The sequence below is a fragment of the Paenibacillus medicaginis genome, assembly GCF_042138635.1.
GTDB classification, from domain to species: domain Bacteria; phylum Bacillota; class Bacilli; order Paenibacillales; family Paenibacillaceae; genus Paenibacillus; species Paenibacillus medicaginis.
On the sequence record NZ_JBHIRY010000012.1, the window covers coordinates 46,563 to 67,727 of the forward strand.

The window sequence follows — 21,165 nt, forward strand, 5'->3', positions numbered from 1 at the left end:
CCGGAGGCATAACGGGTCAATTTGTGGTACGCTAGGAGCATTACACAAATACGCTTTAGCAGCGGCAGAAGGGGGATCTCGATGACTGTATACGATCAGCACAGCAGGCATTTGCGGGATTTGCGTATTTCGGTCACAGACCGCTGCAACTTCCGCTGCCGTTACTGTATGCCTGCGGAAATTTTTGATCAGGATTATGCATATCTGCCCCAGGGGCATATGCTGACAGCGGAAGAAATCAGCAGACTGGCCCGCATCTTCGTCTCGCTCGGGGTACGCAAGCTGCGCATCACCGGGGGCGAACCCTTGCTGCGCAAGGACTTGCCAGAGATTATTACAAGGCTTGCTGCGCTGGATGTGGAAGATATCTCGCTGACGACCAACGGCAGCCTTTTGGCCAGAAATGCAAGCAAGCTGAAGCAGGCCGGGCTGCATCGCATTACGGTCAGCCTGGACGCGCTCGATGACGATACATTTCTGTTCATGAACGGGGGAAGAGGGCGGGTTCAGCCTGTGCTTGACGGAATCGATGCCGCCGCGGCGGCAGGCCTGTCGGTGAAGGTCAACATGGTGGTGCAGAAGGGAGTAAACGACAGCGCCGTTCTGCCCATGGTTGAATATTTCCGGAATAAAGGCCATATTCTGCGGATGGTTGAATACATGGACGTCGGCAACACCAACGGTTGGAACAGGGAGCATGTGGTCAGCACGAAGGAGCTGCTGCAGCGCATCGGAGAACGCTGGCCGCTTGAGCCGGTTGAACCGAACTATCTCGGTGAAGTGGCGGCCAGATACCGTTTTTTGGACGGCAGAGGTGAAGTCGGATTTATTTCATCAGTTACTCAGGCTTTTTGTGCATCCTGCACCCGGGCCCGCCTGTCTGCGGACGGAACGCTATACACCTGCCTTTTCGCATCGCAAGGGCATTCGCTGCGTCATCTGCTGCGGTCCGACAACAGTGACGAGCAGCTTGGCGGTACCATTTCATCCATCTGGGCGAACAGGCATGACCAATATTCCCTCGAACGCGGGACAGGCAAGGACAACGGATCGACCAAAGTGGAAATGTCCCATATCGGAGGATAAATATTTTGCGTTGCAAAAAATAGATGAAGGCCCAAAAAAGGTGTTAGCGGTTAAAATAAAGTTGCGAGCGACCCGGCAAAAGTTTCTCGCCAAAGAGCCGATTGCCAGAAGCAGTCGGCTTTATTGTCTTGCAGCAAAAAAGACGATTGAACAGAATTTAACGCATTTCTGTCCATCGTCTCTTCAATATAAAAAAGTACAAGGTTTAAAGAATCCCTTATGCTCCTCCAACCTGCTCGGAAGTTTCATTGAGTGCGTTCAAAGCTTGGGTTAAAGGGGAGAGTGCAAACACAAGGCTAAAAATTAATGACAATGGGATCCTTTTTTTCATTTTCTGCCCACACCTTTTTGATATAAAATTGATACTGGTGCTGGATTTCGTCTGCCGCGAATTTTTTAAAGCGCTCATATAAGCCTACGCAATTAATAATGACCGTTTTATTATTAATTTCCGAAGACTTTTCCATTGCCCTAAACAAGTACCCGAACCCGTTGGAGTAACGGCCTTTGCTCAAGTAATATTTAGCGAGTTCATACCAGAAGCGTGTGGCTTGTTCCGGAATGACCTGTTGTGTGTAAATATCGGTCGAGGTTGGCTGCTGCTCATAGGATAGGATGGCATCATTAAATTGGCCAAGGATATGATCGACGTCGATATTGTAAAGGTTGGCTGCCTCCACAATGTTCAGGAGCTCTGAAAATATTTCTTTTTTACCCTCAATATATTCTACATACTTGGGAAGTATGCTGATATCCCCCATCATTAATCTGTTTACATAGGTATTGACCTGTGCCCAGTGCTGAAAAAGGCCCTTCCAATGCACTGTTTCAGGGTCTGTTTCTTTCACCCAGCTCAAATCCGCATAGGCATAGGTAAATTGCAGTGCCTGCTTGTAATCTTTCCTTGCATCACAAACGGCGGCTCTTAACAAATTAGCGTAAGCAATATACACAAATAATGGTCTGGACATTTTTTTGCTTTCCCTGCCGTTTTTTCGAGTCTGCCGCTGTTCCAGATTATATTGAATCTGTGCCTTATGTCCCATTTGCTGTGCCAGCTCATTTACTTTATCCCACTGTCGCAAAGAGCGGTATGTATTTACCAAATCCTTGAGCGCATCGAGCTGATCTGTCTCGTCAAGACGGTCTACATATGGCTCAAACTGATGGGCAACGAGCAAATTCAGTGCCTGGTCGCCTCCCAATTTAAGGCTAAACAGACGGTACTGGCAGAAAGCAAGCCGCTCCGAATACTGGCTTCTCTCGTTTGCGGCCACACATTCAAATAAAAGGATGGCCGCATCTTTTTTTCCCTCCTGAAAAAACACCTCCGCCGTTTCAAACAGCAGGGGGGAATACAGCAAATTGTCCATTAATAACTTCAGAGCCTGCCGGATGCACCCAAGCTTGTTCAGCTCGGCACAGCGGTACATAAAGGGTCTGATTCTGCGCCAGTTCGGAGAAGCTTCATTTAAATATTCCTGTATATATTGTTCATAGAAGTAACCTTCAGGCAAGGCCAGCGTAGCGGTGATCCGGTCCAATTGATTGACGGCCATCACCCGGTTACCGTTCAAAATGGCACTCATGGTGCCAGGGTTTAAACCTGACAATTTGCCAAACTGAGTAATATTCAAGCCGTGCTGTTTTATATAATCCTCCATTTCGGAGCGAATCGTGGTTGTATCATTCAAATAAACCACCCCTGATAAAAATTGCTATTATGTTACAAATATAACCATTTATTTCTTGTTGGTCAAATGTTTTTTGGGAGTTCGCAAGCATCAATATTTCAGGAGAATTTAAAATTTGATCCACCGGAAACGGCGGATCAATCATATAGACGAAGCTACATATCGGATTGAAGTGCAAGAATAATGGCGGTTAGCCCGAAGCAAATATTGAGCAGACAGAGAAACACGAGTGTCTGGGTCTGATTTAGTCCTGTTGCAAGCAGCCGGTAGTGGGCCTGCGAGGCATCGGCTTTATAGATTGGTTTTTGCTGGATCAGTCTGCGGATGATCACGATGACATTGTCCAGTATCGGAACTCCCAGAGCAAAAATCGGGATGAACAGGGAAGCGAGGGTGGCCCCCTTGAAAGCTCCGTCCAAAGCGATAATGCCCAGCATGAAGCCAAGGAATGTAGCACCGGCATCACCCATAAATACACGGGCAGGCGGTTTGTTATAGCGGAGATACCCAATGGCGGAACCAACGAGAATGACCGACATTAGTGCTGATTCGCTTTGTCCCATGGTCAGGGCTACAATAAAGAGGGTGCCGCCTGAAATGGCGGACAGGCCGCCTGCCAGGCCGTCAATCCCGTCGGAAAAATTAATGACTGTCGTCACACCGAAAATCCACAAAATGGTCAGGATAAGCTGCAGCCATTCCGGGAGGCTGATATAATGTCCGGTGAAAGGATTGGTGAAGCCTTCAAAAGCGATGCCTGAAAAATAAACAATAAGTGCAGCGGCCACCTGAACGATCATTTTGGGCAGGGAGGCCAGCTCTTTTCCACGGGTTTTGTACCAGTCATCCAGCATGCCAATGCCGAGAATAAGTAGGCTTCCACAGAAAATGGCCGCGGATTTGCCGGTCAGCCCGGCGCCTGTAAAGCCGGCAGAAATAAAATAGGTGGCAAAAAAACCGATGAAGATAGCGATTCCGGCAGTAAGCGGTATCGGCTCACGATGGATCTTCCGCTCCAGATCAGGACGGGGTTTGTCAACAAAATCAATCTTAATGGCTAATTTACGAAGGGGAGGGATCAGCAGTATGACCAGCAGACAAGACAGCATGGCAGAAACCAGCAGTAACATATCGGTCCTCCTAGATAGTTTCGAGAATAAAGATCGCCTAAAGCTGATTATATGACGATACAGGCAATCTAGCAAATTTGACACAAAAAATCCAGCGAAAAAAGGGGGGGGGAGAAATCATGCTACGGCAAATAAGGATGCTTGCTGTGTTCCTGCTCTTCATCACGTTATGTATTCCTCAGCAATTATCTGCAGACTCGGGACCGGGAGGGGTAGACCGGGAAACAGAGAAAAGGCTTATGCTTCAATATGGCCTGGATAAGCCTCAGGAAATCTCTAAAATAGAGCAGTTTGTTCGCTTCTGGTCTCAGAGCGACTTCGGATACAGCTTCCATGCCGAAGGTATGTATGATACGGCCAATCTGGTGCTTTATCCGCTTCCATGGGTATGCAGTCAGTTGCCCGCAATAGTGTATATTATTAAAATGCCGTTTATTCAGCCCTGACTTGGCTGCTCGGTAAGCAGCCGTTTGACCAACTCGCTCATGCCTTGCCAGGAATCCTTCATTATAAATTGATCCTGGATATGCTTGTTCCAGGGGCGAGGGATGCCGATGGTCTGTTTGCCGGCTGCTTTTGCCGGAATCAGGTTATGGGGGCCGTCATCAATGAGCAGATCAAAGTTCAGCAGGTATTTTCGCTTGGCCATGAAAAAGTTCTCGAACGGAATGAACGGCATCCGCCGCTGCAGCCAGTTCCATTTCTCAGCGACCGAGGACGGTCTTGCCGCCGTTACGATAATGACGTCATGTTCTGTGGCAATCTTCCTGACTTCCTCGATGGTATACTCGTCGAAAATTTCCAGTTCTTCATACAGGCCCGGTCTTCCGAAAAAGATATCCTCATTGCATTGGGGATGCCAAATACTTGTCATATCAAAGCTGATCATTTGCTCCATTGTTAGCGGCAGATCAGGGTATAGCAAATTATGATAATGGATTGCTCTTGGAACGAGATGGCAGATTGTATCATCCATATCGATGGCTACTATTTTTTTATGCATTTGAGTACAGCTCCTGGTTTTTAATGGACTTAAATGTGGCGGTCAGCTACTTCTGCATTGTAACACAGCGTTTATCGGAAATTAACAGTTGACGGTGAAGTGTAAAAATCATTTAATTAAGTAAAAAAACAAAAAATGTGCATGATACAGCTAGATTGTATTTGAATACCCACAGGGATGAACCGCAAAGTGTAAGTGGCCTTTTATGCCAATCAATTCACTAAGATAGGAGTGGAGATCATGTTTTTATGGAACGGTAGACTTGTGCAGGAAGATGAAATTCAGGTCTCTTACCTGGACCGCGGTTACTATTTCGGTGACGGTATTTACGAAGTGTTCCGGATTTATGACGGCAAGCTGTTTGAGAAGCAGGCCCATCTGAACAGGCTGTTCCAAAGCTTGCGCGAAGTGAGAATCACATTGCCATGGAGCGAAGCGGAGCTGTCCGCTATGGCGGATTCTCTGGCCGAAACGTTCGGGAAGAAGGACGGAATTCTGTACCTGCAGATTACGCGTGGCGCAGCGAAGCGGTCGCATTTGTTTCCCGAATCCGCCGAGCCGAGTATGCTCGGTTACTGTGAAGAGGTTGCGCGTCCTGTTGAGCAACTGAAAAAAGGCATTAACACGATTATACTGGATGATGAAAGATGGCATAAATGTCATATTAAATCTCTGAATCTGCTGGCCAATACGCTGGCACGGCAGGAGGCGGCGGATGCAGGGGCGGAAGAAGCCATTCTGGTTCGTGACGGGCGGGTAACGGAATGCACGGCTTCCAATGTGATGATCGTCAAGAAGGGCGTAATTATTACACATCCGAACGGCCCTTTGATCCTGGACGGAATTACGAAGCAGGTGGTGGAACGGCTCGCCAAGCAGAGCGGCATTCCGTACCGGAATACAGGATTTTCCCTTGAAGAGCTGATGGACGCCGATGAGGTGTTCGTGACAAGCACGACCAAGGAAGTGATGCCGGTCACGATGATCAATGGTATCAAGGTCGGCTCCGGAATTCCGGGTGTCATTACCCAACTGCTGCAGCATGGATTTGAGCAAAAAATCAAGCCTGCCGCTGCAGCAGAGCTGCTCGGTTAAATGAAAAAACCTCGTTCTCTGTACCTTGGACGTCTGTCCTGTACCTGGAACGAGGTTTTTATATTTATTCGCTTTCCTGTTAATCCAGCCTGGCCACCAATATCCCCAAGTGCTCCTTCAGTGCAAGCCCCATATTGGACATCGCCCCCGCAGAGGGGGACAGTCTGCCGGCATACATCTTCATCGGCCGGCTCACCAGATAGTCGGTCGGATACGGCTGCACGGTAACGCCAGCCTTCTCAAATTGCAGAACCGCCCGGGCCATATGGAAGCCGGAGGTTACGAGTACAGGCCGGGACAAGCCTTTCTCCCGCAGAAGGGCTGCCGTATTCTGCGCATTCTGCTCCGTATTGCGCGAACGGTTCTCGATCAGAATACTACTGTCCGGGATGCCCATCCCGAGCAGCTGCCGGCGGGCGATGTCCCCTTCATTGCCGTTATCCGCAAAGACCTGGCCTCCCGAAAACAAAACGGGCAACCCTGTTTGTTCGTGCAGCCGTACCGCGGTGATGAGCCGGTTGGCCGCCGAGCCGTACATATTGCCTTCCCCATCCACGTCCGGCGTCCCGGATGCGGCGCCTCCGCCCAGGACGACAATGACGTCGCCTTGCACGACGGAGGGCTGCGGATAATCATTTTCCAGCCCGGCAATGAAGGCGTCTCCCACCAAATTGGTGGAGGATAAATAGAAGAGAAGCGTAATCGCCAGCAGAATCGACGCCGCTTTACGTTCCCGTCTCCATCGCCATAACCATACCGCAAGCACCAGCAGCAGCAGCACGAACAGCCCGGGAGGCAGAATGAAGCTGTATGCGAATTTGATAAGATAAATCAATGAAACTACCGCCTTTAATATGTATTTGTCGCATGTATTGTAACATAGCATCCGGAAATGAGGACAAAAAACAGCAGCACCGGCAATTGCGGTACAGCTGTTTTGATTTTTTTCTATGGAGTTATTACATAAGCTCCTTTTCTACAATCGTCTGCATTATGCCTCTGTAGCGTTCTCTCTGCGCCGGGGATGCCGAGTCCCGAATGATCTCGAACAGGGCGGCACATTTTCTGAAATTACTATGATCCTTCATTTTCTCAGCCGCTTCCAGAACGGTCAAAATGCTTTCTGCTGCTGCGTCTTTTTCATCCCGGCTGCTTTGGTATTTGGCCAGCTCCAGCAGGAAGGAATGGTAAAAGGCCAGATTGGCGGCCTCTCCCGTATGGCCGAATTCCCGGATTTGTCCGGAGAATTGCTCCAGAATGGCGTCAATGTTCAATTCATGCTTACGGGCGGCCTCCACAATTGTGGTCAGGCCGGGCAGCATCTCAGAAGGATTTTCCTGCAGAAAGCGGACAAAATCTCCAAGTACCTCCGTTTGTCCGGAAAGCATATTGATTTCAAACAGATTAGCTTTGGCTTTGAAGCGATAGTATTCTACTTCTTCACGTCCACGATCGTCAAGGCCCTCGAACCGGCCCAACTCGGCATATTCTGCAATGCATGCCAGGGCTTGATCGTATTGCTGCAGCTTTTTCAGAGCTTGTCCTTTCATCATATGACCATAACCGTAGTAATAAACTAAAGATTTTGTACGGCTCGACCTTAATGTGTCGGCTTGGTTAAGGGAAACAAGGGAGAGCAAGTCTTCAGACAGCTCTATGATCTTGTCCCAGTTTTCGAATGATAAAGCCATGTTCAGCATATTTACAAGGGTGTCCAGATCTTCTATCCCGGAACGGTTGCTCTTGTCCACATGTTTTTCCTCCCTTAATTTCCGGATACAAGAAGTATAAAAGATGTTGAGAATTCAATCAATATATGGAGAATACAATAAAATTAGTAATTTGGACCAAGTGAATTTTTTCCAATCGTCAAGTGGAAATAGAAAACCCTATGATTAAAGTTCCTCCGTACCGGGTGCAACCGTCATGTCCTAAAAAACAGCCTGGCAGCATACATACATAGCAGAGGAGGGGAGAGGATGGATATAAAAGTGAAGCGGTATTATCTGCTGAAGCAGCGGCAGAAGGAGACGGAGAAGGAATTGGCGGCCCTGCGCGAAGAAATAACCGCATACTGCCAGGACCGTGGAATCAGCGAGCTCGAGTCGGGCGGGTATACATTGAAATTGGTGCAGAAGAATAATAAGGAGTATGACGACGACAAGCTGTACGAGGTGCTGTCCGACCCCGAGGTCTGGCGTCTGCTGTCCAAAGCGGATCCGGCGAAAATCTCAAGCCTGCTCAAGCTAAAGGTCATTTCGGAGGAAACGATCCGTCCTGCCATGTCGTTAAAGCCCGTGCAGATGCTGCTGGTCGATAAAAAATGAATATCCCTTCCACACTTTTCTAAAAGTGCGTGTTCAAGAAGTCAGGTTTTCAGCACCGAGAAGGTTGGATGAAGGTAGGGACTGAGGAGCGGAGCGTACTAGGGGTACGTGAGCACCGGAAGGCCCGGCTGAATTCAAGATTCGATGTCGAGTCCGCTCCCTGACTTCCTTCGTGATCAAAAGATGACTTTTTGAACTACCTCTAAAAAGCGGCAGCGGCGTCTGCCGTCTTTTTGTTTTTCGGCCATGTGTAAAAAACGGCACTGCAATTCTGTTGGAAATTAGCTACAATAGATTGGGATATCCATTTTCTTGAAAAAAGAAGGCGGATTCATATATTTGACAAAACAGGCCGTTCAAGGCGGGCTTTGCTGCGAGATAGCAAGCATGGAAGGATGAAGCATACATGTTCCGTTTTAAATTCAGATATATGCTGAAAAACAAACAAACCCGGTTAATTCTGCTGCTTACGTTATGCGTATCCCTGCTGATTACACTGATTGGGCTGGGGTCGTACGCCCGCTACCGTGAAGGTCTGGATACCGAGCTGAATGCGCCTAACGTGGAACTGCTGCAAATAAATATGGATGCTACGAACCGTGCTTTCCGGGAGGCAGACGAGAAGGCCGTGGATTTGTCCTACCGCCCGGAAATGATGTCATATCTGAATGCTGCAGCTTCCGGGAAGCGGACTGAGGCTGTTGAGGTTCAACAGCTGCTGGCAAGTGTTGCAGCAGACAAAAAAGTGCAATCGGTGACGGTGGCCGACTTTGCCGATCAATCCGTGGTCTCCAGCGACTTTGGCTACAAGGCGAATTGGGAGGAAGCACCGGATGCTTCCTGGACCACGTGGGTTCAGGATATCGAGAACCGTCCACTGCTGATCAAGCGGAGATGGCTAGGCTCTGAGGCGGGGGATAGCGGCACCGAGCTGCTGAGCATTGTCAGGCCGGTGATGGCGGACGGCAAGGCGGCAGGGGCGGTTATCATCAATCTGGATTACGATCTGTTTTTCTCGCAAATGTATACGCACCTGTCCAGCCAGCAGTATGTATATAACCTGGATGGAGAGCTGATCTATCCGAAGCTGAACACAGGCATTCAGCCAGCCGACATGGACACGGTTATAAATGAGCTTGATGTCAGCCCGTTTAGCTATGTAAAGGTACAGGGCCAGGAATATATGGCCAACCAGACATTCTCGGACGTGACCGGTTGGAGGCTGGTGTCTCTGGTGCCGATGGACCATTTGCTCAAAAATGTCAAGCTGGCCAGAAACATGATGCTGTTCCTGTCCCTCGTTTCGATCATCGTAGGCTGTTCGGCGATTTACTACTATAATTATGCAGCTTTCCGGCCTTTGCGCAGAATTCACCAGCTGCTGCATCCGGCTTCCGGCGGAAGCCCCCAGGGCAATTTGTATGATCTGGAGCCTGTGATCGGCAAATGGGTGGGGGAATTCCAGCGTAAGACATTTGTGGCGGAAAGAAGCCTGCCCGAGTTGAGGAGCAAGTATATCCAGGATATTCTGAACCGCTGCATCGGGATGAAGGAGGTCCGCACGAAATGGAGCCATTATTTTCATGATTGGAGCGCAGATCCGCTGACCGTCATGGTGGTGTCCATTGACCGGTATTGGCAGTGGGCTGCTTCTTTTATGGAGGAAGACAGGATGCTGCTCAAATATGCTCTTCAAAATATTATGGAAGAGGTGCTCGCTCTGTCGTGGAGGACGGTATGTATAACGGCGAAGAAGGACAGCTTTGTGGTGCTGCTGCAGTCGAAGGACGTTGCGGCCGGTGCCGGGGAACTGCGGTTGGATGCGGAGAAGCTGATTGAAACTGTAAACAGGCATCTGAAATTGTCCGTCTCCGCAGCCATTGGCCCGGAGGTGCAGGATATTTCCGCTTTAGAGCAGTCGTATGCTGCAGCACGCAAGCTTCTGGCTTACCGGCTGTACGAAGGCTATGGGCGAGTACGCGAGCATGCGGCTTGGGATAACCATATGAACGCCGATATGGAGGAAGCCTGGTCAGCCGAGATCATTCAGGATTTGCAGACCAGGGACAGCCGTGTGAACGCAGTGCTGGTGGCGAAATGGGCTTCCCTCATCCGGGAGCATAGTGTAGAACCGGAGCAGGTCTACAGGGCGGCGGATCATATTTTGGAGGAAATTCTGGACATCACTGCCGCCCGCAGCATGGAGCCGCCTGAGGAAATCAACAACTATAACTGGAGCCAGGTGCAGACGATGGATCTGGCGGACATTGAGCAAATGCTGTGCCAGGTTACTGCCAAAGTCGCGGAACAGTTTCAGGTTCACAGCCATACAAAGGAGTACAAGCGTGTACAGGATATGATTCAGTACATGGAAGAACATATGCAGGAAAACATCGGATTGCAGGATATCGCCGCACATGTCGGGATGAGTGTGTCATCTGTCAGCAGTATGTTCAAAGAAGAAACCGGATCGACCGTGTACGACTATCTGACCCATTTGCGCATCGAAAAGGCATGTGAGCTGCTCATGGAAAGCGACCACAAAATTGCCAGCATCGCCAGTATGGTCGGCTATCAGAATGAAAACAGCTTTATTCGTGTATTCCGTAAAATCAAAGCGGTTACTCCGGGCAAATTCCGGGAAAGCAGCAAATCTGCCAACAGATATGCAGATCCGCCAAAATCGCGCTACTCCGGCATTATTGAAGATCGTTAAGCAGATTGAACGATGGATTGGCCCCTCACCCTGGATTACACTGTGGAGGTCAAGCCGGGCGACGGCCGCATACGTGAAGAAAAGAGGGATGACGTGAAAAGCAGAAGAAGGCGAAGCTGGGCAGCACTTGCAGTGGCGGCTGTGATGCTGGCGGGAGTATGGTTCTTAACCTTTCAAGGGAACGGTTGGACTTTGAATGCGGAGCAACGCAGTACGGCTGCTTTTCCCAACAAACCGGTCACACTGGTCGTCCCGTATGCTGCCGGCGGCGGAACGGACATTATGGCGAGAGCACTCGCGAAAGAGGCGGAAAGACATCTGGGCCAGCCGGTTGTCGTCGTGAACCGGACAGGTGGAGGAGGTGCCATCGGGTTAATGGAAGGTGCGGATGCCAAAGCGGACGGTTATACCGTCACCTGCATGGTAACAGAGCTGACGATTCTTCCCCATCTCGGATTGCTTCCGATCACCTACGAGCAATTCAAGCCGATTGCACAGATCAATCACGATCCATCCGCCATCACTGTACGGGCGGACGCGCCGTGGAAGACGGCGGCTGAATTCCTGGATTATGCCAAGACCCATCCCGGTGAAATCAAGATGGGCAATGCGGGAACAGGGAGCATATGGCATCTGGCTGCAGCGACGTTGGAAAAAGAAAGCGGTCTTGCGTTCACGCATATTCCGTATGAGGGAGCGGGACCGGCGGTATCGGCGCTCCTGAGCGGGTTTGTGGCTGCAGTGCCTGTAAGTCCGGCAGAGGTGAAAACCTACGTGCAGCAGGGGAAGCTGCGTACGCTGGCAATTAATGATACCGTTCCTTCGGAAGCGCTTCCAGGAGTTCCGACCCTGAAGGAGGCCACCGGGCTGGATGCCACCTTCGCAGGAACCTGGAGGGGACTTGCGGTGCCGAAAGGCACACCCGACGAGGTCACAGATATATTGACGCAGGCTTTTATGAACGCAGCCGAAGATCCGGAATTCAAGGAACAGATGGAAGAGAACGGATTGGGATTGCTGGTGAAAGACGGTGAAGGTTTCGGCCGCCAACTGAAAGAAAATCATGATAGGTTAGCACAGCTGATACGGGAGCTTGGATTGAGCCGAAAATGAGAGCGCTTTAATTTATGCAATGGCTAAAAGAAAGGTAGGGTATGGATGAAAATTAAACAAAGCATTGAGAAAATCCCTGGGGGAATGATGCTGGTTCCCCTGTTCATTGGCGCCCTTGTGCATACATTTTGGGCTGGTGCGGGTGAGTATTTTGGATCATTTACCAATGGACTGATGACAGGCACGGTGCCGATTCTGGCCGTATGGTTTTTCTGCATGGGGGCGTCCATTGATGTGCGCGCAACAGGCACGGTACTCAGAAAATCGGGTACACTCGTATTGACCAAAATCGCTGTCGCCTGGGTTGTGGCGATGATTGCCTCCAGTTTCCTGCCGGAGGGAGGCATCCAGACCGGATTTTTCGCAGGACTATCTATTTTGGCGCTGGTTTCGGCCATGGATATGACCAACGGGGGACTGTATGCTTCCATTATGCAGCAGTACGGCTCCAAGGAGGAAGCGGGCGCATTTGTGCTGATGTCGCTGGAATCCGGCCCGCTTGTTACGATGATCATATTGGGCAGCACAGGACTTGCGGTGTTTGAGCCACAAACCTTTGTTGGCGCTGTTCTGCCGTTCCTGATTGGTTTCCTGCTGGGCAATCTTGATCATGATTTTCGTGAATTTTTCGGTAAGGCAACGCATACGCTGATTCCATTCTTCGGCTTTGCACTTGGCTGCACCATCGATCTGGGCGTGATCCTCCAGACAGGCGTACTCGGAATTTTGCTGGGGATTGCGGTCATTATCATTACAGGCATCCCGCTCATGCTGGCTGACAAATTTATCGGCGGCGGCAACGGAACTGCCGGCCTTGCGGCTTCCAGCACAGCAGGCGCAGCCGTGGCGAATCCCGTCATTGTGGCTAATATGAAGCCTGAATTTCTGCCTGCGGCCCAATCTGCTACCGCGCTCGTTGCGGCCTGCGTGATCGTCACTTCCATTCTGGTGCCGATTCTGACCGCTTATTGGGCCAAATCCCAAAATAAAAACGGGAAGCCCAACATTACCGGATCCGGCGATCTGCCTCTGCAGTGAAGCACCTTGCTCTCCTTTTTTCAATAAATAGACATAAACAAAAACAAAACAACATAAACAAAAATAATTTCATTGACTCTAACTACATCCGGCAGTACGCTAAAGGTGCAAATCATAATGAACAGGAGCAATCCAAAATACACTTTGATCAAGGAGTGGAGTTCATGAGCACCTTAGGCATGCCAAAAGGCGAAACCGCCGTTCCCGATCTTGACATCCCGTTTGTCCGCGAAATGGCCGAGCTGACCCGGGATATGTGGAGATTCGGCTGGGATGAACGGAACGGCGGCAATGTCAGCTGGATTCTCGATGAAGATACGGTTGCAAAATATATGGATATTCATCAAGTGCAGCGCACCATCAAGCTTGCGTTCCCGGTGCATGAACTGGCAGGCACCTATTTCATCGTGACAGGCTCGGGCAAATACTTCAAAAATGTGATCAGGGACCCGGAGGCCAATCTGGGCGTACTGCGGGTCGCGGCGGATGGGGAACATATCGAGCTTGTGTGGGGACTTCGGGGCGGAGCCGTGCCGACAAGCGAGCTTGCCTCCCATTTTATGAGTCATATCGAACGACTGCAGGTGGACCCGCAGCACCGCGCAGTTATTCATAATCATGCGACCCATGTGGTTGCCATGAGTTTTGTGCATGAATTACATGAGAAAAAATTCACAAAAACGCTGTGGGAAATGTGCACGGAATGCATTGTCGTTTTTCCCGAGGGCCTGGGCATTATTCCCTGGATGGTACCAGGTTCCGGCAGCATTGGCCGCGCGACAGCTGACAAAATGAAGCAGCACCGGGCGGTGCTGTGGCCGCATCACGGGATATTCGGAACAGGGAGTACCCTGGATGAAGCGTTTGGATTGATTGAAACGATCGAGAAAGCTGCGCAAATCTACATGCTGATAGCTGGCAAAGACATCAGGCAGAGAATAACGGACGAAGAGCTGGCTGTTCTGGCCAAGACCTTCGAGGTAACTCCGTGTGCGGGGATTTTAAGTGTTTGATATAGTGGCTGCAGTTTTGGGACTCTTTAGCCTACGGGCTGTAGAGTCTTTTTTTAAGTTTATGAATAATTTTTTCAACCAGATCTTCCGATATATATGTTATGCGTACATAAAAGACTAGTATTGGACTCAAATCAAAGGAGACATCATATGAAACCACAAAGCAAGGTCAAAAGGCGTTTCGCTTTATCAAGTCTTTCACTTAGAGTCAAGCTGCCGCTGTACATCAGCGTTCTGTTGGTCATTGCACTGACGGCGTCAGGTGTGGTGATGTATCTGTTCGGAGCCAAGATGCTGCTGGATAAGAGCATGGACGAGGTCAAGGCCAACGCTGACCGGATCGGTGAAAATATTTATTCCATCGTGAAGCTGGAGCAGCAGTCCACGTTCATAGCTTCAAATAATACAGTGCTTAAAGAGCTGCTGATCGACCGCAGTGAGGGCGTACCAGATGAACAGTTTTTCTCTCAGAACAATGAGCTTATTACTGAAGCCAACAGCCTGCTGCTTGCGAATCTTGAGAGAAGCCTGGGCATTCAGGTGATGGCGCTTATCGACACGAAAGGTACGGTGGTCGCTGCCAGCAGTCCTGATGCGGTGAAGGGAGACCGCTCCGATCGTGAGTACTTTAAGGAGGCACTTAAAGGAGAGCCTGTCATCAGCGATGCGCTCATATCCAAAACGACCGGGAAATTGGGGGTTACGTTCGCACAGCCTATTAAAGGGGACGACGGCAGTGTCTTGGGTGTATTGATCAGTTCGATTGATACGTCGATGTTTGTGGACATGCTGCAGGGCATTCAGATCAACAACGAAGGCCGCATTTTTGTCACCAGCCGCGGCACCACGGTTATATATGATTCCAAGGATGAATCCCTTGCCGGAAAGGCGCTGGAAGCCCCGGAATATGCCAATGCGCTGAGCTTACAGCCTTCCCGGGATCTTCAGACAGGCGAGATCACCAATCGTGAAAAATACATTCGTTATTCCAAAGTTCCCGGTTCCGATTGGACGGTTTTTGTCGAAGACAGCTTCAGTGATATTATCCGGCCGCTTGTGAAGCTGCTGCAGGATATGGTTATCGTAATACTAGCTGCTGTTGCGGCTGCTGTCATTGCGGGGATTTTTCTTTCCCGTGCCATTACGCTCCCAATTGTTCGTATTAAAGAGTTATTCCAAAAGCAGGCGGAAGGAGACCTGACCATTCGGGCGGAAGGCAGCTTCAAAAGTGAATTCCGTGATCTGGCGGACAGCTTTAACGTCATGGCGGAAAATAACAGGCAGCTGATCGAGCATATGAACCGTTCGATTGAAGTGTTAAACAGCAATACAAAACGTCTGGAAGAAACCTCCAGACAAACGGCGGTATCTATAAAAGAAACATCGATTGCTACGTCGGAAATATCCACGGCCATGGAATCCCAGTCGCAAAATACAGAGCATATGGTGGGTCAATTTATGGAGCTTGGCAACAAAATGGTTTCTATCAGCCATAGCTCGGAAGCTATCAAGGAAAGAACGGCTTCCATCATGAATGTGTTCCATGCCAATCACGAAATTATTGAATCTCTGATTGAAGTTAACCATAGAAATGAACGGGAAGTAAGTAACATTTCCGCCATTACTTCCATGCTTGCCGAAAGCTCCGCCCAAATTGGCAGGATTACGGGGGCCATCAATGAAATCGCAGCCCAGACCAATCTGCTTGCCTTGAATGCCTCGATTGAAGCTGCACGGGCCGGAGAACATGGACGCGGGTTTGCGGTAGTGGCCGACGAGATCCGCAAGCTTGCGGAACAATCCTCACGTCAGGCAGGGGAGATCGAGGGTATTATCCGGCAAGCCCTTGTTCAGGTGGAGAAAAGCAATGAGAGTGTGGGCGAAATTCAGAATATTGCCGGTTTACAGGATGAATTTGTTGAAAAAACCAGGGATTCATTTCAGCATATTATAGAGGATGTGACAGATATTGCGGGCCGGATTCAAACGATGGCACAGGAAATTACAACCATGAATTACAGCAAGGACGAACTGCTGGAATCCGCCCATAGCCTGTCGGCTGCCGGACAGGAAGTATCCGCATCGGCTGAAGAAGTGACGGCAACTGCTCAGGAGCAGTCCTCCATGGTGGATCAGCTGGCGGTGATGGTGGAAAGCATAGAACAGCTGACAAGCGCATTGGCCGCATCCGCTTCCCGTTTCAAGGTGGAGTGACTTCGCTAAATAAGAGCATTCTGCAGACTCTCTGACCTTTGCAGTGTACGGAGTAGAGAATTTGCATGATGATGAATAGTTGATTCTATGAAAAAGCCTGAAACTCACTAAAAATATGAGTTTCAGGCTTTTGATTCAGGTCCATGGGATTAATTTATTCCTGACAATTGAAGAAAATGCAGACCAAAACAGTGACATAGGACCTAGTGAGGGATATAATTAGATCCAAGTGTAAAATGTCGAAATCAGGCGGATAAAGGCGGTTATTTCCTTGGATCTGGAGAAATTGAAGAAGCTGCTGGTGGATTACAGCCGTGATCCGGGGCGCATCATTTGGGGAGAGGTGTTTCATCTGTTTCACCTTGCCAAGAAGTTCACGCAGCCTCTATATGATCTGGACCCTGCGGGAGATATTATCTACGATCCTGCCAGGAGATTGTTTATCGTCAGGGCTTTGGAGGTACATATACATCTCAAGGATTATGAATTGGTCGATGCCGTGCTGTATCAGGGCAGGTTCCGGCCTAAAAAATAAGTATTTACATTCGCTGATGAGCTGACTACAATCTTCTAAAACAAATGCGAGCCCAATGGAGGACAAAATGAAGCATCTCATTTCATCGGAACAATTTACTGCCGGCCTTCTTCATGAACTGTTCGTACTGGCTGACCAAATGAAAAGCCATCCAAGGGATTTTGATGATATACTCAAGCACAAAGTGGTTGCTACCCTGTTTTATGAACCGAGCACACGGACACGCCTCTCTTTCGAATCTGCGGTACAGCGGCTCGGAGCCAAATTGATCAGCACGGAGAATGCGAGGGAAATGTCTTCGGCGATTAAAGGCGAGAACATTTTGGATTCCATACGGGTTGTGCAGGGGTACTGTGATGCGATCATCCTTCGCCACTATGAAAATGACGCTGCCCGCAAAGCCACAGAAGTGGCAAGCGTGCCGATCATCAATGCGGGCGGGGGCACTGGAGAGCATCCCACACAGGCGCTGCTTGATTTATATACGATTTATAGTTTTAAACAAAAAATCTCCGGAAGCAAAGTCGCAGTTCTCGGTGATTTGAAAAATGGACGAACCATCCATTCCTTAATAAAAAGCTTATCCCTGTATGATGATATCGAAATTTATGGCTTCAGCAGAATAGGCTTGGAAATGCCTGCAGAATATATCAGTTACTTGAACTCCAGACAAGTTTCCTACCACGCTGTCTCTTCTTTTGAAGAGATCCCAGGCACGGTGGATGTGTTGTACCATACGAGAACGCAAACGGAGCGAATAAGTGATGAAAAAGTATCTTCTGGAGAGATTATCATTGACCGGGAGGTCATGAAACGATTCTCCGATGCTACCCTGTTGATGCATCCCCTGCCGAGAAATCAGGAGATTGCGCAGGAGGTGGACTTTGATCCCCGGGCCATTTATTTCAAGCAAAGCGAAAACGGCCTGTTTATCCGAATGGCCCTTCTCACTTCACTTCTCGGTGCTACAGTTGGCAGATGAAGTCAAGAAAATGCGTGAGGAAGAGTGGAGTGGAATGAAATGGACGGTTACTGAAGTAACGCAAAGGAGAACAGACGATCATGGTTTATACTTGCAGAATTGAACTGGATGAGATTACTCCGAAGATTTGGCGGGAATTTCAATTTCATCCTGACGTAACGTTTCATCAGCTTCACAAGATCATCCAAACGGTCATGGGATGGGAAGATTATCATTTGTACCAGTTTCATGTCAATGGACAAATTATCGAACTGCCCACTCCGACTTTTGAAGATATAGAAGGGCGCGAGGAACTGAACGCACGGAGAGAAGTGGTTCAGAAGCATGTGGACGAGGAAAATTCCGTGTTTACATATGTCTACGATTTTGGTGATGATTGGCGGCATACGATTACGTTGATCAAAAGCGATTTATCGACATCCGATCCAACACCTTTGTGTCTGGATGGAGCCCGCAGTTGTCCCCAGGAAGATGTGGGAGGAGTTTGGGGACATCAGCATATGTTAGAAGTCTTGCTTACTCCCAACCATCCGGAGCAGGGTCAGTTTATTGGCTGGATTAGAGAGGGATATGATCCTGAATCTTTTTCATGTGAGGAAGTGAACCTTGAGCTTCAAAGGCAAAAGGACAAGCTTATTCCCAAATCACTTGTTAAGCTCTCAGAGAGCAAGAAACCTGTGAAGCTTACGAAATCCGTTCTGAATAAACATCTGAAACAATTAAGTAATGACCAACTGATCGATTTGGTGAAAGCTTGTTATGGCGCCAGCAAAGATATGGAGAGGTTTCTTGCAGTAAGAATACTAGGCGATGAAGCGGTAGAATCTCTGTTTTATGAGTATCAAAAAAAGGTTGAAAATGAATTTTTTCCCGAACGTGGTTATGGGAAGTTAAGACTTAAAGAGGCGAAGCAAGCGATATCGGAATTCGAAAGATTGACCGGAAGTGTAAAATACAGTCTGGAACTGAAGCTGATCTATGTCGAAAATGGAATTGACTTCACACTAACCTATGGGGATATCGATGAACGCTTCTACTATAGCATGGCATCCATGTATGCCGGTATCATTGGTATTTTGAATGAGGATGAAACAGCCGATCTGTTCGATGAATACGAGGAGCGCATTGAAGCGATTATTTTGAAAACGGATGGGATCGGCTGGGGTTTTCATGATAATTTGGCTGATCTGCACACTCAATTACGATGGATTTAGGTGGGGAATAAAAACGGCTATGTCTGATAGTCGTTTTTTGTATTTAGAACAGGAGTTGATTGAGGTGGAACAAAAGCTTCATCCGAATGTTATTCATTATTGGAATATTATGTATTTCTTACATACGATTAAATGGTTACTTATCTGCAGCATCCCTTTGATTATCCGGGCAGTTTGGTTGCCGGCCTGGGGATGGTTAACGATGATTTCCTGCCTGGCGGTACTATTTTTCTTTATCAGGGGGTTCACCTTTGTTTGTTACGGGGTCCATAAAAAATACTCCCGCAGAAGCTATCTCCTCGGTGACGATGAAATCATGATTCGATGGGGGAATGCATGGTCCGATAACTCTTCCATTATTCCAATTAGCCGGGTACAGCATGTGGATCAGGAACAAGATATGCTTGCTAAAAAACTGGGTTTATCTGAGCTAACCATCACAACGGCAGGAGATCATCATTTTATTATGGGACTGGCAGAGGAGGACGCTGTTCGGCTGCGTAGACAAATCATCGAATTGTCCAAATTAGACGAAAAGGATGCTTATTATGATTAAACGGCATCATCCCGTTACAGTTGTCTATAAAATATACAGTCAAATCCGTTATTTGATTATTCCTTTTGCCGCGTTTCTATTAAATGAGATTCGGGCAGGGACAGGGCAACAACCTTATTGGGTATATATCGCAGCAACAGTGTACGGCGTTGCAACTGGGTTTTGGTCGATCCTTTCCTGGTATAAAGAAACCTATCAATTGGATCATAAGGTACTACATATTACAAAAGGTGTCTTTACTGTAACGCAAAGAACGATACCACTTATGAAAATTAATAATATACAAATCGAGCAAAGCTGGATTTATCGGCTGCTCGGGATCGCCAATGTTGAACTGCAAACGAGTGATTCCAATGCTCATGCTGATGCTCACCTGGTTACATCTAGAAAAATGGCGGATCTACTCAAGGGGTCAATTGGACTGGTCGAAAACCGAAGTGTGGCTCCTGCACCAAGAGAACATCATGTTACCAAAAAAGAAATTTTGATGCTGTCCATGAGTTCGAATACATTCTGGCTGGGACTTCCCGTCACGCTCGCCGTCACTCAACATTTGTGGAGTTGGTTATATCCTACACCGGAAGAAGAACAGGTCAGCTTGATCGAATTGTTTGAGCAGGAAACTTGGAGTGGGGTAACCTTGGATGAAAGTATCAAAGTGGTGCTGTATCTGTTGATTTTCTTGGGGATATGCGTAGTGGTTACTTGGTTATTCTCCATAGGGATGGCACAATTTCGGTACAGAGGCTGGCATATTTCAAGAAACGGAGACGTGATATCCATTCATCATGGGTGGATGGGGCGAAAATCGGTGCAAATCCAAGCGAAACGAATCCAATCCCTTCGAATCAAAGAACTGATGTTTGGGCGTTTGTACGGATATGCATCTGTTTGTATGGATTGCGTCGGATACCGTGGGGAACGGAGAGTGAAATTGCTTATCCCTTCTATTAGAAAATCGGAATTAGCAGACGTGTTGAATTGGCTCTTACCCGAGTTTCAGCTTAGAACTCCAAAGCGGATTTTACACCAGAACACAAAATTTGTTGCAGCGATTCCAATCTTATCGTTGCTTTTACTCAGTATACTTGTTGGTTGTTATTTTACCTTATGGTTTTTGACAACCGTTCCCGTATTGTATTTAGTCTATAGATATAAAAAGTACATCTATGACCAGACCAAATGGGATATCTGCGCGAATTTGTTTGTTTTATGCAAATCCGGCATCAATCAGACAACGGTGTATCTTTTGCGTGAATCCACAGAGTCCATAAATATAAGACAATCATGGTGGCAGCGATTACTTCACCTATATCAGTTGGAAATGGACATCTATTCTCCGGCGAACGCACGGGAATATCGCATGTTGGGGATTACCAGGCAAGACTGTGATGAGATTCTAGGATGGTATAAGAATATTAAACGAGGTTGATCTGCTTTGCGGCAAAA

Annotated in this window: 19 protein-coding genes; 14 read left to right on the forward strand and 5 right to left on the reverse strand. The window is 48.3% G+C overall.

All coding sequences use genetic code 11. The features are described 5' to 3' along the window. Nucleotides 1-81 precede the first annotated feature (81 nt). On the forward strand, nucleotides 82-1,086 hold the full coding sequence (gene moaA, locus ACE5LO_RS13745; RefSeq protein ID WP_375520595.1) for a GTP 3',8-cyclase MoaA: 1,005 nt from the start codon (nucleotides 82-84) through the stop codon (nucleotides 1,084-1,086). A gap of 296 nt (nucleotides 1,087-1,382) precedes the next feature. On the opposite strand, the gene ACE5LO_RS13750 is transcribed toward moaA, so the two are convergent. Together ACE5LO_RS13750 and ACE5LO_RS13755 are read right to left on the reverse strand one after the other, a co-directional pair. Next, nucleotides 1,383-2,780 carry a transcriptional regulator gene (locus ACE5LO_RS13750; RefSeq protein ID WP_375520596.1) on the reverse strand — a complete coding sequence of 466 codons (1,398 nt, stop codon included), beginning with the start codon at nucleotides 2,778-2,780 and terminating at the stop codon, nucleotides 1,383-1,385. A gap of 155 nt (nucleotides 2,781-2,935) precedes the next feature. After that, nucleotides 2,936-3,910, reverse strand: a complete 975-nt coding sequence (locus tag ACE5LO_RS13755) for an MraY family glycosyltransferase (protein ID WP_375520597.1) — start codon at nucleotides 3,908-3,910, stop codon at nucleotides 2,936-2,938. Nucleotides 3,911-4,029: 119 nt separating this feature from the next. Between ACE5LO_RS13755 and ACE5LO_RS13760 the strand changes: the two genes are divergently transcribed. Then, nucleotides 4,030-4,356, forward strand: coding sequence for a hypothetical protein (locus ACE5LO_RS13760; RefSeq protein ID WP_375520598.1), 327 nt, complete (start codon nucleotides 4,030-4,032; stop codon nucleotides 4,354-4,356). Here the strand turns inward: ACE5LO_RS13760 and ACE5LO_RS13765 are convergent. Further along, complete coding sequence (locus ACE5LO_RS13765) at nucleotides 4,347-4,913, reverse strand: 5' nucleotidase, NT5C type (RefSeq protein ID WP_375520599.1); 567 nt, start codon at nucleotides 4,911-4,913, stop codon at nucleotides 4,347-4,349. The two genes, ACE5LO_RS13760 and ACE5LO_RS13765, sit on opposite strands and share 10 nt — an antisense overlap. Nucleotides 4,914-5,153: 240 nt before the next feature. Between ACE5LO_RS13765 and dat the strand changes: the two genes are divergently transcribed. After that, entirely contained in the window at nucleotides 5,154-6,008 is an 855-nt protein-coding gene (gene dat / locus ACE5LO_RS13770; RefSeq protein ID WP_375520600.1) for a D-amino-acid transaminase, read from the forward strand. A gap of 79 nt (nucleotides 6,009-6,087) precedes the next feature. Here the strand turns inward: dat and ACE5LO_RS13775 are convergent, their stop codons facing one another. Together ACE5LO_RS13775 and ACE5LO_RS13780 are read right to left on the reverse strand one after the other, a co-directional pair. Then, nucleotides 6,088-6,843 carry a YdcF family protein gene (locus tag ACE5LO_RS13775; protein ID WP_375520601.1) on the reverse strand — a complete coding sequence of 252 codons (756 nt, stop codon included), beginning with the start codon at nucleotides 6,841-6,843 and terminating at the stop codon, nucleotides 6,088-6,090. Between the two features lie 124 nt (nucleotides 6,844-6,967). Then, nucleotides 6,968-7,759, reverse strand: coding sequence for a DNA-binding protein (locus ACE5LO_RS13780; protein ID WP_375520602.1), 792 nt, complete (start codon nucleotides 7,757-7,759; stop codon nucleotides 6,968-6,970). 228 nt (nucleotides 7,760-7,987) lie between these two features. Here ACE5LO_RS13780 and ACE5LO_RS13785 point away from each other — a divergent pair, with 228 nt between their 5' ends. The 11 genes from ACE5LO_RS13785 (at nucleotide 7,988) to ACE5LO_RS13835 (ending at nucleotide 21,148) form a co-directional block, all read left to right on the forward strand. Next, complete coding sequence (locus ACE5LO_RS13785) at nucleotides 7,988-8,335, forward strand: hypothetical protein (RefSeq protein ID WP_375520603.1); 348 nt, start codon at nucleotides 7,988-7,990, stop codon at nucleotides 8,333-8,335. A gap of 406 nt (nucleotides 8,336-8,741) precedes the next feature. Further along, nucleotides 8,742-11,051 carry a helix-turn-helix domain-containing protein gene (locus ACE5LO_RS13790; RefSeq protein ID WP_375520604.1) on the forward strand — a complete coding sequence of 770 codons (2,310 nt, stop codon included), beginning with the start codon at nucleotides 8,742-8,744 and terminating at the stop codon, nucleotides 11,049-11,051. A 144-nt stretch (nucleotides 11,052-11,195) separates the two neighbouring features. Next, entirely contained in the window at nucleotides 11,196-12,164 is a 969-nt protein-coding gene (locus tag ACE5LO_RS13795) for a tripartite tricarboxylate transporter substrate binding protein (RefSeq protein WP_375520687.1), read from the forward strand. A 45-nt stretch (nucleotides 12,165-12,209) separates the two neighbouring features. Then, nucleotides 12,210-13,202, forward strand: coding sequence for a 2-keto-3-deoxygluconate transporter (gene kdgT / locus ACE5LO_RS13800; RefSeq protein ID WP_375520605.1), 993 nt, complete (start codon nucleotides 12,210-12,212; stop codon nucleotides 13,200-13,202). 164 nt (nucleotides 13,203-13,366) lie between these two features. Then, nucleotides 13,367-14,215, forward strand: a complete 849-nt coding sequence (gene rhaD, locus ACE5LO_RS13805) for a rhamnulose-1-phosphate aldolase (RefSeq protein ID WP_375520606.1) — start codon at nucleotides 13,367-13,369, stop codon at nucleotides 14,213-14,215. A gap of 150 nt (nucleotides 14,216-14,365) precedes the next feature. Then, nucleotides 14,366-16,429, forward strand: coding sequence for a methyl-accepting chemotaxis protein (locus ACE5LO_RS13810; protein WP_375520607.1), 2,064 nt, complete (start codon nucleotides 14,366-14,368; stop codon nucleotides 16,427-16,429). Between the two features lie 271 nt (nucleotides 16,430-16,700). Continuing rightward, on the forward strand, nucleotides 16,701-16,964 hold the full coding sequence (locus ACE5LO_RS13815; RefSeq protein WP_375520608.1) for a hypothetical protein: 264 nt from the start codon (nucleotides 16,701-16,703) through the stop codon (nucleotides 16,962-16,964). Nucleotides 16,965-17,031: 67 nt separating this feature from the next. Beyond that, nucleotides 17,032-17,946 carry an aspartate carbamoyltransferase gene (pyrB, locus tag ACE5LO_RS13820; RefSeq protein ID WP_375520609.1) on the forward strand — a complete coding sequence of 305 codons (915 nt, stop codon included), beginning with the start codon at nucleotides 17,032-17,034 and terminating at the stop codon, nucleotides 17,944-17,946. An 80-nt stretch (nucleotides 17,947-18,026) separates the two neighbouring features. After that, nucleotides 18,027-19,160: a plasmid pRiA4b ORF-3 family protein gene (locus ACE5LO_RS13825; RefSeq protein ID WP_375520610.1), complete on the forward strand. Its 1,134-nt coding sequence runs from the start codon at nucleotides 18,027-18,029 to the stop codon at nucleotides 19,158-19,160. 64 nt (nucleotides 19,161-19,224) lie between these two features. Beyond that, entirely contained in the window at nucleotides 19,225-19,716 is a 492-nt protein-coding gene (locus ACE5LO_RS13830; protein ID WP_375520611.1) for a PH domain-containing protein, read from the forward strand. Beyond that, on the forward strand, nucleotides 19,709-21,148 hold the full coding sequence (locus ACE5LO_RS13835; RefSeq protein WP_375520612.1) for a PH domain-containing protein: 1,440 nt from the start codon (nucleotides 19,709-19,711) through the stop codon (nucleotides 21,146-21,148). The genes ACE5LO_RS13830 and ACE5LO_RS13835 overlap by 8 nt, the downstream gene beginning before the upstream one ends. Nucleotides 21,149-21,165 lie beyond the last annotated feature (17 nt).